General features: G+C 71.3%; 12 protein-coding genes. 5 read left to right on the forward strand and 7 right to left on the reverse strand.

The window, feature by feature from the left end:
* Positions 1 to 12 precede the first annotated feature (12 nt).
* The 4 genes from EWH70_RS27020 to EWH70_RS27035 form a co-directional block, all read right to left on the reverse strand.
* Positions 13 to 366 (reverse strand): DUF6221 family protein, encoded by a 354-nt coding sequence (locus EWH70_RS27020; protein WP_130478337.1) that lies wholly within the window; start codon positions 364 to 366, stop codon positions 13 to 15.
* A 32-nt stretch (positions 367 to 398) separates the two neighbouring features.
* Positions 399 to 1,715 (reverse strand): MFS transporter, encoded by a 1,317-nt coding sequence (locus EWH70_RS27025; protein WP_130478338.1) that lies wholly within the window; start codon positions 1,713 to 1,715, stop codon positions 399 to 401.
* 23 nt (positions 1,716 to 1,738) lie between these two features.
* On the reverse strand, positions 1,739 to 3,184 hold the full coding sequence (locus tag EWH70_RS27030; protein ID WP_130478339.1) for an NAD-dependent succinate-semialdehyde dehydrogenase: 1,446 nt from the start codon (positions 3,182 to 3,184) through the stop codon (positions 1,739 to 1,741).
* Between the two features lie 69 nt (positions 3,185 to 3,253).
* Positions 3,254 to 4,057 (reverse strand): IclR family transcriptional regulator, encoded by an 804-nt coding sequence (locus EWH70_RS27035; protein ID WP_130478340.1) that lies wholly within the window; start codon positions 4,055 to 4,057, stop codon positions 3,254 to 3,256.
* 173 nt (positions 4,058 to 4,230) lie between these two features.
* On the opposite strand from EWH70_RS27035, the gene fae reads away from it, so the two are divergent.
* Genes fae through EWH70_RS27060 form a run of 5 tightly spaced genes read left to right on the forward strand, consistent with a single transcriptional unit; the run spans position 4,231 to position 9,359 of the window.
* Positions 4,231 to 4,752 carry a formaldehyde-activating enzyme gene (gene fae, locus EWH70_RS27040; RefSeq protein ID WP_130478341.1) on the forward strand — a complete coding sequence of 174 codons (522 nt, stop codon included), beginning with the start codon at positions 4,231 to 4,233 and terminating at the stop codon, positions 4,750 to 4,752.
* Complete coding sequence (locus EWH70_RS27045; protein WP_130478342.1) at positions 4,749 to 5,861, forward strand: mandelate racemase/muconate lactonizing enzyme family protein; 1,113 nt, start codon at positions 4,749 to 4,751, stop codon at positions 5,859 to 5,861. The genes fae and EWH70_RS27045 overlap by 4 nt, the downstream gene beginning before the upstream one ends.
* A complete protein-coding gene (locus tag EWH70_RS27050) occupies positions 5,858 to 7,360 on the forward strand; it encodes an aldehyde dehydrogenase (protein WP_420809099.1) in 1,503 nt (500 codons plus the stop codon). The genes EWH70_RS27045 and EWH70_RS27050 overlap by 4 nt, the downstream gene beginning before the upstream one ends.
* A complete protein-coding gene (locus tag EWH70_RS27055) occupies positions 7,357 to 8,268 on the forward strand; it encodes an NAD(P)-dependent oxidoreductase (RefSeq protein WP_130478343.1) in 912 nt (303 codons plus the stop codon). Before EWH70_RS27050 ends, EWH70_RS27055 begins: the two co-directional genes overlap by 4 nt.
* The gene (locus EWH70_RS27060; RefSeq protein ID WP_130478344.1) at positions 8,265 to 9,359 is read left to right on the forward strand and encodes an iron-containing alcohol dehydrogenase family protein; all 1,095 of its coding nucleotides are present in this window, start codon (positions 8,265 to 8,267) and stop codon (positions 9,357 to 9,359) included. Before EWH70_RS27055 ends, EWH70_RS27060 begins: the two co-directional genes overlap by 4 nt.
* 411 nt (positions 9,360 to 9,770) lie before the next feature.
* Here the strand turns inward: EWH70_RS27060 and EWH70_RS27065 are convergent, their stop codons facing one another.
* The 3 genes from EWH70_RS27065 to EWH70_RS27075 all read right to left on the reverse strand — a co-directional run bounded on the left by EWH70_RS27065 (position 9,771) and on the right by EWH70_RS27075 (position 13,558).
* On the reverse strand, positions 9,771 to 10,979 hold the full coding sequence (locus EWH70_RS27065; RefSeq protein ID WP_130478345.1) for an acyl-CoA dehydrogenase family protein: 1,209 nt from the start codon (positions 10,977 to 10,979) through the stop codon (positions 9,771 to 9,773).
* The gene (locus EWH70_RS27070; RefSeq protein ID WP_130478479.1) at positions 10,976 to 12,265 is read right to left on the reverse strand and encodes an acyl-CoA dehydrogenase family protein; all 1,290 of its coding nucleotides are present in this window, start codon (positions 12,263 to 12,265) and stop codon (positions 10,976 to 10,978) included. The genes EWH70_RS27065 and EWH70_RS27070 overlap by 4 nt, the downstream gene beginning before the upstream one ends.
* Before the next feature lie 93 nt (positions 12,266 to 12,358).
* Positions 12,359 to 13,558: a TetR/AcrR family transcriptional regulator gene (locus EWH70_RS27075; protein ID WP_130478346.1), complete on the reverse strand. Its 1,200-nt coding sequence runs from the start codon at positions 13,556 to 13,558 to the stop codon at positions 12,359 to 12,361.
* Positions 13,559 to 13,612: the final 54 nt, after the last annotated feature.

Raw genomic sequence — 13,612 nt, forward strand, 5'->3', positions numbered from 1 at the left:
CTGCTCATCAGGTCACCAGAAGCCGCGCTTCTTGGCCTTGGGCTTGACCACCCACTCCTTCCGGAACTCGGGGTGCCACGCGTAGGGCATCGCCAACGCGCTCAGGATCTCCCTGGCCAGCCGCTTGGCCTCGTCCTCCTTGGAGTCACCGAACAGCCATCCGACGGCCGACTCCGCGTCGAGCCATTCCCAGCCGTCCTCCTCCGCCTTCTCCTTGCGGTCGCGCTCCAGCGCCGCGAGAACAGCGCGCTTGGCGGCACATTCCTCGCGGATCCGGTGGGCGGGCCAGGTCAGCGATCCGCCCGCGTCGGCGTGTGCCTCGTCCTCGTCGATACGGGCGTACAGGAAGCGTACGAGCGAACTCATACCCCGAACGCTAGGCGCCGCCACCCGCGCGGTCATCCCTCGGAAGTACGACGTACGGTCCTGACCGCTTGGCTGAGATCCAATCCGGTCGTCTCCGGGGCGAGGAAGTGGGACAGCACCGCGCCCGCGGCTAGCACGGCGGCGCCGATCAACAGGGTGGGCCCGGTGCCGAGGTGGGTGAGCGCGACGGGGAGCAGGAACGTGCCGACGGCGGCACCCACCCGGCTCATGGCCGTCGCGAAGCCCACCCCGGTGGTGCGGATCGCGGTGGGGAACACCTCTAGTGGGTAGACGGCCGTCAGCGCACTGGACGCGGCGTTGAGGAAGGAGAACGTCAGGAAGCAGATCACCACGACGGCCATCGGCGCAGTCGGCCAGAACCCGATGACCGCGAGCGCGGCTGCGGTGATCCAGAACGGCGGGATCAGCAGCCTGCGCCTGCCGATGCGCTCGACCAGCAGGCAGCCCGCCGCGACGCCGAGGACGGCGATCCCGTTGCTGGCCAGCGATCCGGCGAGCGCGTCGTCGCCGAAGCCCAGTGTTTCCAGCACCTGCGGGGAGAACGTGCCGATGGCGAAGTACGGCAGCACCAGCGCGGCCCAGAACGAGCTGGCGAACACCGTGCTGCGCACGTGCTCGCGGGTGAACAGGGCACGCAGGCTGTCCCGCCGTTCGGCGTCGGCCAGCTCGGTCTCGACGTCGACCTCCAGCTCGTACCGCTCGATCAGATCCTCCGCCTCGGCGCGACGGCCCTTGCTGAGCAGCCAGCGTGCCGACTCCGGGATACCGCCCCGCAGCGCGAGGCACACCAGGGCGATCACCGTGCTGCTACCGAGCGTCCACCGCCAACCGTCGTCTACTTCGGACAGTGCGTAGCCGACGGCGAAGGCCAGCATGAACCCGGCGTACCAGCTGACCTCCAGGCTGGCCAGCAGCTTGCCGCGGTTGTGCCGCGGCGCGTACTCCGACAGCAGCGGCGCACCGATCGCGTACTCACCGCCGATGGCGATACCCATCAGCAGGCGGATGACGAACAGCTGCCAGGCGTCGGCCACGAAGAACTGGGCGATTGACCCGACGAGGAACAGCACCATGTCGGTGAGGAACACGATCCGGCGGCCGTAGCGGTCGGCGAACCAGCCGAACAGCGGGCCGCCGACGAAGATGCCGATCAACGCGGACGCGCCGATCAGGCCGGCGGTCCACTCCGACATGGCCAGGTCGGTGGTGATGGCGGGCAGCGCGGCGCCGATCCCGCCGAGGACGTACCCGTCGATTCCCTGACCGACCTGGGTGGCCAGGGTCAGTTTGGTGCGCAGCCTGCGCCGGGTGGGGACGGTGGTGAGCATCGTTGCTCCTGTCTCGTCGGGCGTCAGCCTGGCCAGTCCACGGCGACGTATTTGGTTTCGAGGAACGCCTCGATGCCCTCGCGGCCACCCTCCCTGCCCAGCCCGGACTGCTTGACGCCGCCGAACGGCGCAGCCGGGTCGGAGATGAGGCCACGGTTGACGCCGACCATGCCGGTTTCCAGCCGGTCGGCGAGGCGCAGCGCGGCGGCCAGGTCGGCGGAGTACACGTAGGCCGCCAGGCCGTAGGTCGTGTCGTTGGCGCGGCGCACCAGGTCGTCCTCGTCGTCGAACGTGGTGACCGGCGCGACCGGGCCGAAGACCTCGGTGTGCATCAGTTCGGCGTCGTCGGGCACGTCGGCCAGCACGGTCGCCGGGTAGAACCAGCCCGGCCCGTCCGGCTTCGGTCCCCGCGCGGCGACGCGGGCGCCCCGCCGGACGGCGTCGGTCACCAGCCGGTCGATCCGGTCGACCGCGGCGGCGTTGACCATCGGCCCGAGGCCGACACCGTCGTCCATTCCGGGTCCGATGTGGATCGACGACATGGCCTCGCCGAGCCGCGCGGTGAACTCCGCGGCGACCGTGTGGTGGACGTAGAACCGGTTGGCGGCGATGCAGACCTCACCGCCACCGCGCATCTTGGCGTCCAGCGCGCCGCGGACGGCCGCGTCCAGGTCGGCGTCGGCACGCACCACGAACGGCGCGTTGCCGCCCAGTTCCATGGTGACGTTCACGACGTTGTCGGCGGCCTGCTTCAGCAGGATCCGGCCGGTCGCCGTCGAGCCGGTGAAGGAGAACTTGCGCACGCGCTCGTCCCGCAGCCAGCGGCCGGCGACCTCGGCGGCCCGGTCGGTCGGCAGGACGTTGCAGACGCCGTCGGGCAGTCCCGCCTCGGTGAGCAACGCGGCCACGGCCAGCGCGGTGAGCGGGGTGTCCGGTGCCGGCTTCAGCACCACCGGACAGCCCGCGGCCAGCGCCGGTGCGATCTTGCGGGTCGCCATCGCCGCGGGGAAGTTCCACGGCGTGACGAACGCGGCGACCCCGGCAGGGTGCCTGCGCACCAGGTGCCGGAAGCCGCCCTGCGGCGCGTCGCCGAACGCCGACCCGATCCGGACCGCCTCCTCGGCGAACCAGCGGAAGAACTCGGCCGCGTAGGACACCTCGGCCAGCGCGTCGCGGTAGGCCTTGCCGTTCTCCAGGGTGATCAGGCGGGCCAGGTCCGGTGCGTTCTCGTGCATCGCGGTGAACGCCGCCCGCAGCACCTCGGCCCGCTGCCGCGGCGGTGTCGCGCTCCAGCCGTCGAACGACTCCCGCGCCACCCGCACGGCGGTCGCCGCGTCCCGGGCCCCGGCTGCGGCGACCTCGCGTACCGGCTTCTCCGTCGCGGGGTCGAAGACGGTGAACGTCCGCCCGTCGGCGGCTGCCCGCCACTGCCCGCCGACGTAGAGCCCGTCGATCGCGTCGATGTTCATGCGACGGGAATCTACGAACGCTTTCCTTGTGCGACAAGCTTTCGAGACCTCGGTTGCCGCCAGCGCAACTCAGGTCAGGTTGGTCCGCAGGTGCCGCGACTCCCAGCCGAGATGTGACGACACCGCCGCCGCGGCGCGGGCGGTGGTCCTGCCGGCGGCCTCCAGGCGGGCGTCGAGACGTTCCTTGGGCGCGGAGATGTTCAGCGCCGCGATGACCCGGCCGCGGAAGTCCCGCACCGGCGCCGAGACGCCCACGAGATCGTCCTCGAACTCCTCCCGCACGAGAGCGTATCCGTCCTTTTTGCACTGTTGGATCCGCGACCAGAGGTCGGGCAGCGTGCGGACCAGTGACCGGGGGTGTCCCTCGGTGAGGTCGGTGTCGGTGCCGAACCGGATGTACAGCTCGTCCGGCGTCGCGTCCTGCAGCAGCACCCGCCCGGCCGACGTACACGGCGCGGGCACCCCGCGCCCCTCCCAGCCGTGCACGCGGAACGAGTGCCCGGACACCGACAGCACGGTCAGCACCGCGTTGTCCCGCAGGACGCACAGGTGGCTGGTCTCCTCCAGCTCGGCCGACAGCCTGTGCATGACCGGCTCGGCCGCACGCAGCAGGCGGTTCTCGACGGTCCGCGCCACCAGCGAGAACAGCCGCCAGCCCAGGCGGTACTCCAGCGTGTCGGGGTCGCGCTCGACGATGCCCTCGTCGGCCAGTGCCTTCAGTGCCCGGGAGACCTGGCTCTTCTCCCGCCCGGTCAGCTGCGCCAGCCGGACCACGCCGAGGCCGCCCGCGTGCTGGGCCTCGGTGGAGGCCAGCAGCTCCAGCAGCCCGATGTCCCTGCGCAGGCCGTGCCCCTGGTTGCGGACGTCGTTCACGAACGCACTGTAAATCAAGCTGTGGCGCGCAGCGTCTCCGTTGAGGGCGGTGGTGGGGCTGAGGACGGCACTCCGGTTGGCGCCAACGCAACCGACGTTTCGATTGCTTGCCCGCCCGCACGGAGCGCTCTTAGCGTCCGGGGTGTAGTCACCGACCACATCCCGGAGATCCCATGACTTTCGCGCCCACCGCGCTCGTCGGCGAGTCGTTCGTCGGCGAGGGGGCCAACGCCGCGCACACCAACATCGTGCTGGGCCGCAAGGGCGGGCCGGTGGAGACGGCGTGGGTGACCGCGCTGGCCACCCCCAGCGCCGGGCACGTCCCGTTCGTCACGGTCGTCCGCCCCTCGGTGCCGGTCAAGCCGCTGACCCTGTTCGTCGCCAAGGCCGCCGCCTCCGGTGACCTGCACGAGCGCGCCACCTGGGGATCGGCGCAGGCCGGGCTGGCGCAGGGTGTCTGCGACGCCGTCGGCGCCGGTCTGATCCCGGCCGAGGAGGTCGACGACCTGCTGATCGTCGCCGCCATCTGGGTCAACCCCGCCGTCGACGACCTCGACGAGTCGTTCCGCAACCAGCGGACGGCCGCCCGCGAGGCCGTCGCCGCGGCGGTGAACCGCACGCCGTCGCTGGACGACGTCCTCGCCGCCGCGAACGAGGGCGCGGCCAACCCCTTCTACGCGGCGGTGGCCCGATGAAGATCACCGACATCACGCTGGACCGGTTACGGCTGGAGCTCGACCCGCCACTGTGCGCGGCCTGGGACCCCGAACCGCGCCGTCACTTCGACGCGACGATCGTGCGGGTGCACACCGACGAGGGCATCACCGGCATCGGGTCGGGCGACACCATGGACGGCTTCGACGCGTTCCGGTCGCTGTTCCTCGGCGAGGACCCGCTCGACATCACCCGGCACGTCCGGGCCATCGAGACGGCCAACTTCCACGGCGGTCACTACTGGCCGCTGGAGGTCGCGCTGTGGGACATCGTCGGCAAGGTCGCCGGCCTGCCGGTGGCCACGCTGTTCGGCAATGCCGCCCGTACCCTTCCCGCCTACGCCTCCAGCGCCGAGCTGAAGTCGCCGGAGGAACGGGTCCGCACGGCCCTGCTGGCCAGGCAGGCCGGGTTCCGGGCGATGAAGATCCGGGTCGACCGGGACCGGGTCGACGAGGGGATCGCGGCCGTCGCGGCGGTCCGCGCCGAGCTGGGGCCGGACTTCGTGATCATGGTCGACCTCAACCAGTCCTGGCGGATGGCCGGTGACACCGCCGACGCGTCCGACCTGGTCAAGACCCGCCGGATCGTGCGCAGGCTTGCCGAGCTGGACGTGTTCTGGGTGGAGGAACCGCTGCCCTACGCCGACCTGGACGGCTTCCGCACGCTGCGGGCGGACAACCCCGGGGTGCGGATCGCGGCGGGGGAGATGCACCACTCCGTGGCGGAACTGGTGCGGTACCTGGAGAACGACGTCCTGGACATCTACCAGATGGACGTCGTGCTCGCCGTCGGCATGCACCGCGCCAGGACGCTGGCCGAGCTGGCCCGGTTCAAGCACCGGCAGTTCACCCCGCACAGCTGGACCAACGGCATCGGCGTGCTGGCCAACCTGCACGTCGCCGCCGGTGTCGGCGGCGGGCCGTACTTCGAGTTCCCCTACGACCCGCCCGGCTGGACGCCGGAGCGTCGTGACTTCATGCTGACCAAGCCCGTGATGATCAACTCGTCCGGCGAGCTCGAGGTGCCGTCCGCCCCCGGTCTGGGCATCGAACTCGACGAGGACGCCGTGGAGCGCTGGAGGATCGCGTGACCCCACTGTCCGAACGCAACCACGCGGGGTGGCTCGCCGCGGCCGAGCGCATCGACCCGGAGACCCGGCCGTTCATCGACGGCGCCTTCACCGATCCGCTGTCCGGTGAGACCTTCGCCAGCACCTCGCCCCGCGACGGCGCGGTGCTCGCGCGTGTCGCCGCCTGTGGTGCCGGCGACGTCGACCGGGCCGTTCGCGCGGCCCGCGCGGCCTTCGACGACGAGCGGTGGCGTGGCCTGCCGCCGGTCGAGCGCAAGCGGATCATGCTGCGCTGGGCTGAGCTGATCGAGGCACACGCCGGGGAACTGGCGCTGCTGGACACGTTGGAGATGGGCAAGCCGATCAGCGAGTCGCTGCGCATCGACGCCGCGGGCGCCGCGGCGACCATCGCCTGGTACGCCGAGACCGTCGACAAGACCTACGGCGAGGTCGCGCCGGCCCCGGGATCGGCGCTGGCCCTGGTCACGAGGGAGCCGCTGGGTGTCGTCGGCGCGGTCGTCCCGTGGAACTACGCGCTGCTGATCGCGTCGTGGAAGCTCGCCCCGGCGATCGCCACCGGCAACTCGGTGGTGCTCAAGCCCGCGGAGCAGACGTCGCTGGCGTCGCTGGTGCTGGCCCGCCTGGCACACGAGGCCGGCCTGCCAGCGGGGGTGCTGAACGTGGTTCCCGGGCGCGGCGAGGTCGCCGGGCAGGCGCTGGGCAGGCATCCGGACGTGGACAAGATCGCGTTCACCGGGTCGGCCGAGGTGGCCAGGCTGTTCCAGGTCTACGCGGGCGAGTCCAACGGCAAGCAGGTCTCCGTGGAGGCCGGCGGCAAGTCGCCGCAGCTGGTGCTGCCCGACGCCGACATCCCGGCGGCCGCGTCGGCCGTGGCCTGGGGGATCTTCTACAACGCGGGCCAGACCTGCAACGCCGGTTCGCGGGTCATCGTGCACGCGGCGGTCAAGGACCGGTTGCTGGCCGAGATCGTCAAGGTCACCGGGGAGACGTTCCGCGGCGGCGACCCGCTGGACCCGGCCACTGTGATGGGCCCGCTCGTCGACGAGACGCAGCTGCGCCGGGTCCTCGGCTACCTGGAGACCGGTAAGGCCGAGGGTGCGCGGGTCGTCCTCGGCGGCTCCGCGAACGGGACGTTCGTCGAGCCCACGATCCTCGACGACGTCACCAACGACATGACCGTGGCCCGCGAGGAGATCTTCGGCCCGGTGCTGTCGGTGATCACCTACGACGGTGGCGTCGACGAGGGCGTCCGTCTCGCCAACGACAGCGACTTCGGCCTGGTCGCGTCGGTCTGGACGCGTGACGTCGCCACCGCGCACACGGTGGCCCGGCGGCTGCGGGCGGGCACGGTGTGGGTCAACACCTTCGACGCGAGCGACGTCATCACACCTTTCGGCGGATTCAAGGCCACCGGTGCGGGCAGGGACAAGTCGCTGCACGCCCTGGAGGCCTACACCGCCCTCAAGACCACCTGGCTCGACCTGAAGGACAACCAATGAGAGTGGGTTTCATCGGTCTGGGCAACATGGGTGCACCCATGGCCCTGCACCTCGTCAACGCGGGTTACGACACGATCGTGCACGACACCCGGCCCGAGGCCGCCGCCGAACACCTCGCCGCGGGCGCGGCCTGGGCCGCCACCCCCGCGGAGTGCGCTGCCGGGGCGGACGTGCTGATCACCATGCTCCCCACGCCGCGGATCGTGGAGGACGTGCTGCTGCGCGCGGGCGCCGCCGCGGCGCTCGCCCCCGGTTCGCTGTGGATCGACATGTCGACCTCCACCCCGGCCGCGGCGCAGCGGGTAGCCGACGAGGTCCTCGACGCCCGCGGTGTGCACCGGCTGGACGCGCCGGTGAGCGGCATGGCGAGGGGCGCGAAGGCGGGCACGCTGCAGATCTTCGCCGGCGGCACCGAGGAGGATTTCGCTCGCGCGTTGCCATTGTTCACCGTCCTGGGTGAACCGGAGAAGGTCCTGCACATTGGTCCGGCAGGCTCGGGTTACACGGTCAAGTTGATGATCAACCTGCTGTGGTTCTGTCACGTGGTGGCCACGTCCGAGGTGCTGGCCATGGGCGTCAAGGCCGGTGTCGACCTGTCCGTGCTGCGGGCGTCGCTGCTGGCCAGCCCGGCCGCGTCGAACTTCCTGGAGAACGACGTGGTGTCGGTCCTGGCCGACGGTGACTACGACGACTCGTTCGCCATGGTGCTGGCCTGCAAGGATCTGGGGCTGGCCGTCGACCTGGGCCGGGACCTCGGGGTGTCGACGGAGCTGTCCGCGCTGGTGGAGCAGGTCTACCGGCGCACGAAGGCGCAGTTCGGCGATCTGGCCGGGGAGATGAGCCCGGTGCGGCTGTACGAAACCCTGGCGGGCAAGGAGTTCCGCGTGCCGGTGGCGGGTGTGTCGTGACCACGCGGTTCACCGTCGAGCCGACGGCCCGGGTCGAGTTCGGGCCGGGAGCGGTGGAGAACCTGCCGGACTTCGTCGCCGACCTGGGCCACACGCGCGCGTTCGTGGTGACCGACGCCGGGCTGCGGGCGGCCGGAATCGTCGGCAGGGTGGCGAAAATCCTCGACGCCGCCGGGGTCGAACACGAGGTCTACGACGACATCAGCCCCAACCCGACGACCGTCGAGGTCGACCGGGGAGCGGCCCGGGCGCGGGCGTTCGGGACGGCGGCGGTGATCGCGCTCGGTGGCGGCTCGCCGCTGGACGCGGCGAAGGCGATCGCGCTGGGTGCGGGCACCGGCGCGCCGCTGATCGCCGTGCCCACCACGTCGGGGACGGGTGCGGAGACCAACGGCTTCGGTGTCATCGAGGATCCGGTGGCACGCCGGAAGGTCTACCTCGGTGACGATTCGGTGCGGCCCCGGATCGCCGTCCTGGACCCGGAGCTGACGCTGGGCCTGCCCGCGCCCGCGACGGCGGCGACCGGCGTCGACGCGCTGGTGCACGGTGTCGAGTCGCTGGCGTCGCGGGGTGCCAACCCGGTGTCGGTCGCCTATGCGGCCCAGGCCGTGTCGCTGGTCGGCCGGTGGCTGCCGGTCGCCTACCGGGACGGTGCCGACCTGGAGGCGCGGTCGCAGCTGATGCTGGGGGCGCACCTGGCCGGTCAGGCGCTGACGATCTCCGGGCTGGGGCTGGTGCACGGCATCGGGCACGCCATCACCGCGCACACCGGCACCCCGCACGGCGTCGCGCTGGCCGCGGTGCTGGAGGAGGTCCTGACGTTCGGTGCCGCCGAGTCGGCCGTCGCGTACGAACAGGTGGCCAGGGCGTTGCTCGTGGAGTCCACTGAGGACTGGACGGCCGCCGCGATCGGCGCCGTCCGGGAGCTGACCGGGCCGCTGGACGTCAAGCGCCCGCTACGCGGGTTGGGTCTAGACGCCGGCCGCCTGCCCGCCGTGGCGGCGACGGCGCTCGCCGACCCGGTCACCAGCAACAGCCCCCGCCTGCCCACCGAACCCGAGGTGCTCGACCTGCTCCGCTCGGTCCTCTGACGGCCCAAGGCACGTGAAGGCCACCTTCACCACGTCTCACGTCAGGGCCCCGGCAAAGTCCGGGATGCGGCAGGGCCAGGTGGGTGGCCCTGAACGCAGAACTCGCGGGCCGGAACGCAGAACTCGCGTGCGTGAGCGCAGAACTCACCATGTGGACCGGGTTCTCACCTGGTGCCGGTCGCCCGCGTGAACGGTCCACTCGCGCGAGTCGTACGTTCTCACGCGCGAGTCGTCCGTTCCCGACCCGCGAGTCGTCCGTTCCGGACCCGGGAGTTGTCCGTTCCCGCCCGCCTAGTCCCACTGTCCGGCACACCGGTTCCAGACGGCGAGACATCGGCCCGGCCCCAAGCACGTGAAGGCCACCTTCACCACGTCTCACGTGATGAAGGTGGCCTTCACGTGCTTTGGAGGCTACTTCAGCTCGGCGCTCGTCTTGCCGAGCAGGCGGCGGGCGACGATGAGCTGCTGGATCTGTTGCGTGCCCTCGAAGATGTCCAGGATCTTCGCGTCCCGGCTCCACTTCTCCAGCAGCGACTCCTCGGTGTAGCCCAGCGTTCCGGCCAGCTCCACGCAGCGCAGCGTGATGTCGACGACCGACCGGCCGGCCTTCGCCTTGGCCATCGACGCCTGCAGCGAGTTCGGCTGACGGTTGTCGGCCATCCACGCCGACTCCAGCGTCAGCAGGTACGCGGCCTCGTAGTCGGCTTCCAGCTGGAGGAACGTCGCGGCGGCCGCGTGCTGGGTCTGGGCGGGACGGTCGTAGTCGATCGTGACGCCCGCCTCGCCGAGGATCCGCCGGGTCTCCTCCAGCGCCGCCCGCGCCACACCCACGGCCATGGCGGCCACCAGCGGCCGGGTGTTGTCGAAGGTCTGCATGACGCCGGCGAAGCTCGACTTCGTGTCGACCTCCGGGCTGCCGAGCAGGTTCTCCTTGGGCACGCGGCAGTTGTCGAAGCGCAGCACGGCAGTGTCCGACGCGCGGATGCCGAGCTTGTGCTCCAGGCGCACGACCTCGAAACCGGGGGTGCCCTTCTCGACGACGAACGACTTGATCGCCGCGCGGCCCTTCGAACGGTCCAGCGTCGCCCACACGACGACGGAATCTGCCCGTTCGCCAGCCGTGACGAAGATCTTCTCGCCGTTGAGGACGTACTCGTCGCCGTCCAGCCGGGCGGTCGTGGTGATGGCCGCCGAGTCCGAGCCGCAGCCCGGTTCGGTGATCGCCATCGCCGCCCAGGTCTTCTCGAACCGCTTCAGCTGCTCGGCGTTGGCCACCGACGCGATCGCCGCGTTGCCCAGTCCCTGCCTCGGCATCGACAGCAGCAACGCCACGTCGCCCCAGCACATCTCGATCGTGCCGAGTGCGACGTTGAGGTTGGCGCCGTTGCGGTTGCCCTTCGACTTGTCCTTGTCGTCCCGGCGCACTCCGGCGGCGCCCGCGCCGCCCTCGCCGGACGAGTTCAGGCCGTCCAGCAACGCCGCGAACATGTCAAGCTCGGTCGGGTATTCGTGCTCGGCACGGTCGTATTTACGCGAGATCGGGCGGAAAACCTCCGCGGCGGCCTGGTAAGCCTGGTTGACCAGAGCGCGTGCCTTCTTCGGGACCTCGAGGTTGATCACAGCAGCACCGCACCTTCCATCACGCCGACCGCCCGCAGGTCCCGGTACCAGCGTTCCACCGGATGTTCCTTGATGTAGCCGTGCCCGCCGAGTAGCTGGACACCGGCGTTACCGATCTGCATTCCCTTGTCGGCGGCCAGTTTCCTGGCCAGCGCGACCTCCCGCGCGTACGGCAGGCCCTGCTCGGCCCGCGCCGCCGCGCGCAGTGTCACCAGGCGGAGCCCTTCCAGCTCGATGCCGATGTCGGCCACCTGGAACGCCACGCCCTGCCGGTGGCTCACCGGCTCGCCGAACGCCTGCCGCTCGTTGACGTAGGGGATCACGTAGTCCAGCACCGCCCGCGCGGTTCCGGCGGCCAGCGCCGCCCAGCCGAGCCGGGACAGCCGCACCACGTCGGCGAAATCCTTCGGCGATCCCAGCAGTGCGCCGCCGGGCAGCTTCACGTTCTCCAGGTGCAGCTTGCCGGTCGCCGCGCCACGCAGCCCCATGGCCGGTTCGGCCTCGATCGTCACACCCGAGGTGTTCGACTCGACGATGAACAACGCCGGTCCGCGCCCGTCCAGATCGGCCGACACGACGAACAGCTCGGCCTGCGCGGCACGCGGCACCATCGTCTTGACGCCGTCCAGCCGGTAGCCGTCCGGGGTCCGCCGGGCACGGGTCTTCGGGGCGAACGGGTCGTACAGCGGCGCGCGTTCCTGCAGGGCCAGCGCCGCGGCGGGAACGTTCTCGCCGACGAACGCGGGCAGGTAGTCGGCCTGCTGCCGCTCGTCGCCCCAGGCGACCAGCGCCGTGCTCACCGCCGACGGTGCCAGCACCGCCACCGCCAGCCCCAGGTCACCGTGTGCCAGCGCCTCGGCCACCAGCGCGTTGGTGACCACCGACCGCTCGGTGCCCGCGCCGCCGAGGTCCTCGGGGATGCCGACGAGCGTCACGCCCAGCTCCGTGGCGCGGCCGAGCAGACCGTCCGGCGTGGTCAGCTTGGCGTCGGCCTCGGCGGCCGCGGGGCGCAGCTGCTCGGCCGCGAACTCCCGCACGGTCTCGACGATGAGCTGCTGCTCCTCCGACGGCGTGAGGTCGAACAGGTCCTGCTCGGGTGCCCGATCCAGCCGCGCCGGCTTGCCGAGTCGCTGGGTCGCCTTGAACGCACGGCTCGCGGCGCCCGCGGCGCGGAACCCGGTCCGGGTGCCCGCGGACACCACGTTCTCGATCGGCTTGCGCAGCCCGGCCCGTTCCAGGGCCTTCACCCCGGCGAGCCTGGTCAGGGCCGCCAGGCCGAGCCCCATGGCGTCCCGCTTCCTGCCAGGCATGCTTCGCTCCCGTCGGTTGTACCTACTCGTGAGTAGGTTAACGGACAGGTTGTCGGAGCGCCAGGAGACCTATCGAATTCCGAGAACGGCCAGCATCATCGCGTGCAGCTCGGCAGGCAGGTTCGGCCTGCGGTTGACCCGCCTCGTGCGGGTCAGGTCGTTGGCGATGGTCAGCGCGGCGTGCACTGTGATCCGCGCCTCCCTCGGCTGCAGCTCCGGCCGGACGGCGGACAGTAGCGAGACCCACTGGGCCACGTAATCCCGCTGGACGCGCAGCAGTTCGGCCTGCTCGTTCTCCGGCAACGTCAGCGGGTCGCCGGAGAACGCGACGGCCAGCTCGGCCGAACCGGTCAGTGTGCGGACGTAGGACTCGGCCAGCCTGCGCAGTGCCTCCCGCTCGTCCGGCGGCGCACTGGTCCGCAGCGCGTGCTCGGCACCCAGCGTCAGCCGGTCTGCCGCTCGGCGGCAGATGGCCAGCACTATTGCCGTTTTGCCCGCGAAGTGCCGGTACACGCTGGGACCGGCAATTCCGGCGGCAGCTCCGATGTCCTCCATGCTGACGGCGTGGAAGCCCCGGCGCCGGAACAGCTCCGTCGCCGCGGTCAGGATCTGCTCCCGCCGCGCGGGCGGGTTCAGGCCGGCCAGTGCGGGCGCGGGCGTCTCGACGTCAGTCGCCTCCGGCAGATCCGTGGCCAGTACCTGCTCGGCCAGCTCGACCAGCAGTTGCGAGAACCGTCGCTTGGCGACCGTGGTGCGGTGCACCGAGACGCTGCCGAACACGCTCAGCGCGGCCCAGCACAACAGCTCGGCGTCGGCGGGCGGCAGGTCGGTGCGGGTCATCAGCAGGGTCTTCGCCCACGCGTCGAGCGTGCGGTAGGACCGGTCGCGGATCTCCTGCCGCTGCGGTTCCGGAAGGTGCCTGCCCTCCCAGCGCCAGAGCGCGGCGATCTCCCTGCGTTCGACCGACTGCGCGGCCAGCAGGCCGAGCAGCGCTCGCAGCTGTTCCGCGGGAGGTGTGCCGGAGTCGGACAGCGCCTCGGCGGTCGCCGTCTCCATGTCGCCGATACCCGCCAGCAGGACGTGGGCGAGCACGGCCTGCTTGTCGGCGAAGTGCCGGTAGAGCGCGGGGCCGGTGATCCCGGCGGCCGCCGCGATGTCGTTGATGCCCACCCCGCGGTAGCCGCGGGCGCGGAACAGCTCGGCCGCGACCGCGGCGAGCTGCGCCTTGCGGTCGCGTGGCCGTGACGCGGTGGTGGGCGTAGGGTCCATGGTGAACCCACTCTAGCTACTGTCGGGTGGGTCGCAACCCATTGACAGCCTGCG

It is taken from the genome of Amycolatopsis suaedae (assembly GCF_004214935.1).
Lineage (GTDB): Bacteria > Actinomycetota > Actinomycetes > Mycobacteriales > Pseudonocardiaceae > Amycolatopsis > Amycolatopsis suaedae.

Coding starts and splice junctions, on each gene's coding strand:
- EWH70_RS27020 (WP_130478337.1), bottom strand. CDS start 366: ATGAGTTCGCTCGTACGCTTCCTGTACGCCCGTATCGACGAGGACGAG.
- EWH70_RS27025 (WP_130478338.1), bottom strand. CDS start 1,715: ATGCTCACCACCGTCCCCACCCGGCGCAGGCTGCGCACCAAACTGACC.
- EWH70_RS27030 (WP_130478339.1), bottom strand. CDS start 3,184: ATGAACATCGACGCGATCGACGGGCTCTACGTCGGCGGGCAGTGGCGG.
- fae (WP_130478341.1), top strand. CDS start 4,231: ATGACTTTCGCGCCCACCGCGCTCGTCGGCGAGTCGTTCGTCGGCGAG.
- EWH70_RS27045 (WP_130478342.1), top strand. CDS start 4,749: ATGAAGATCACCGACATCACGCTGGACCGGTTACGGCTGGAGCTCGAC.
- EWH70_RS27055 (WP_130478343.1), top strand. CDS start 7,357: ATGAGAGTGGGTTTCATCGGTCTGGGCAACATGGGTGCACCCATGGCC.
- EWH70_RS27070 (WP_130478479.1), bottom strand. CDS start 12,265: ATGGGGCTCGGCCTGGCGGCCCTGACCAGGCTCGCCGGGGTGAAGGCC.
- EWH70_RS27075 (WP_130478346.1), bottom strand. CDS start 13,558: ATGGACCCTACGCCCACCACCGCGTCACGGCCACGCGACCGCAAGGCG.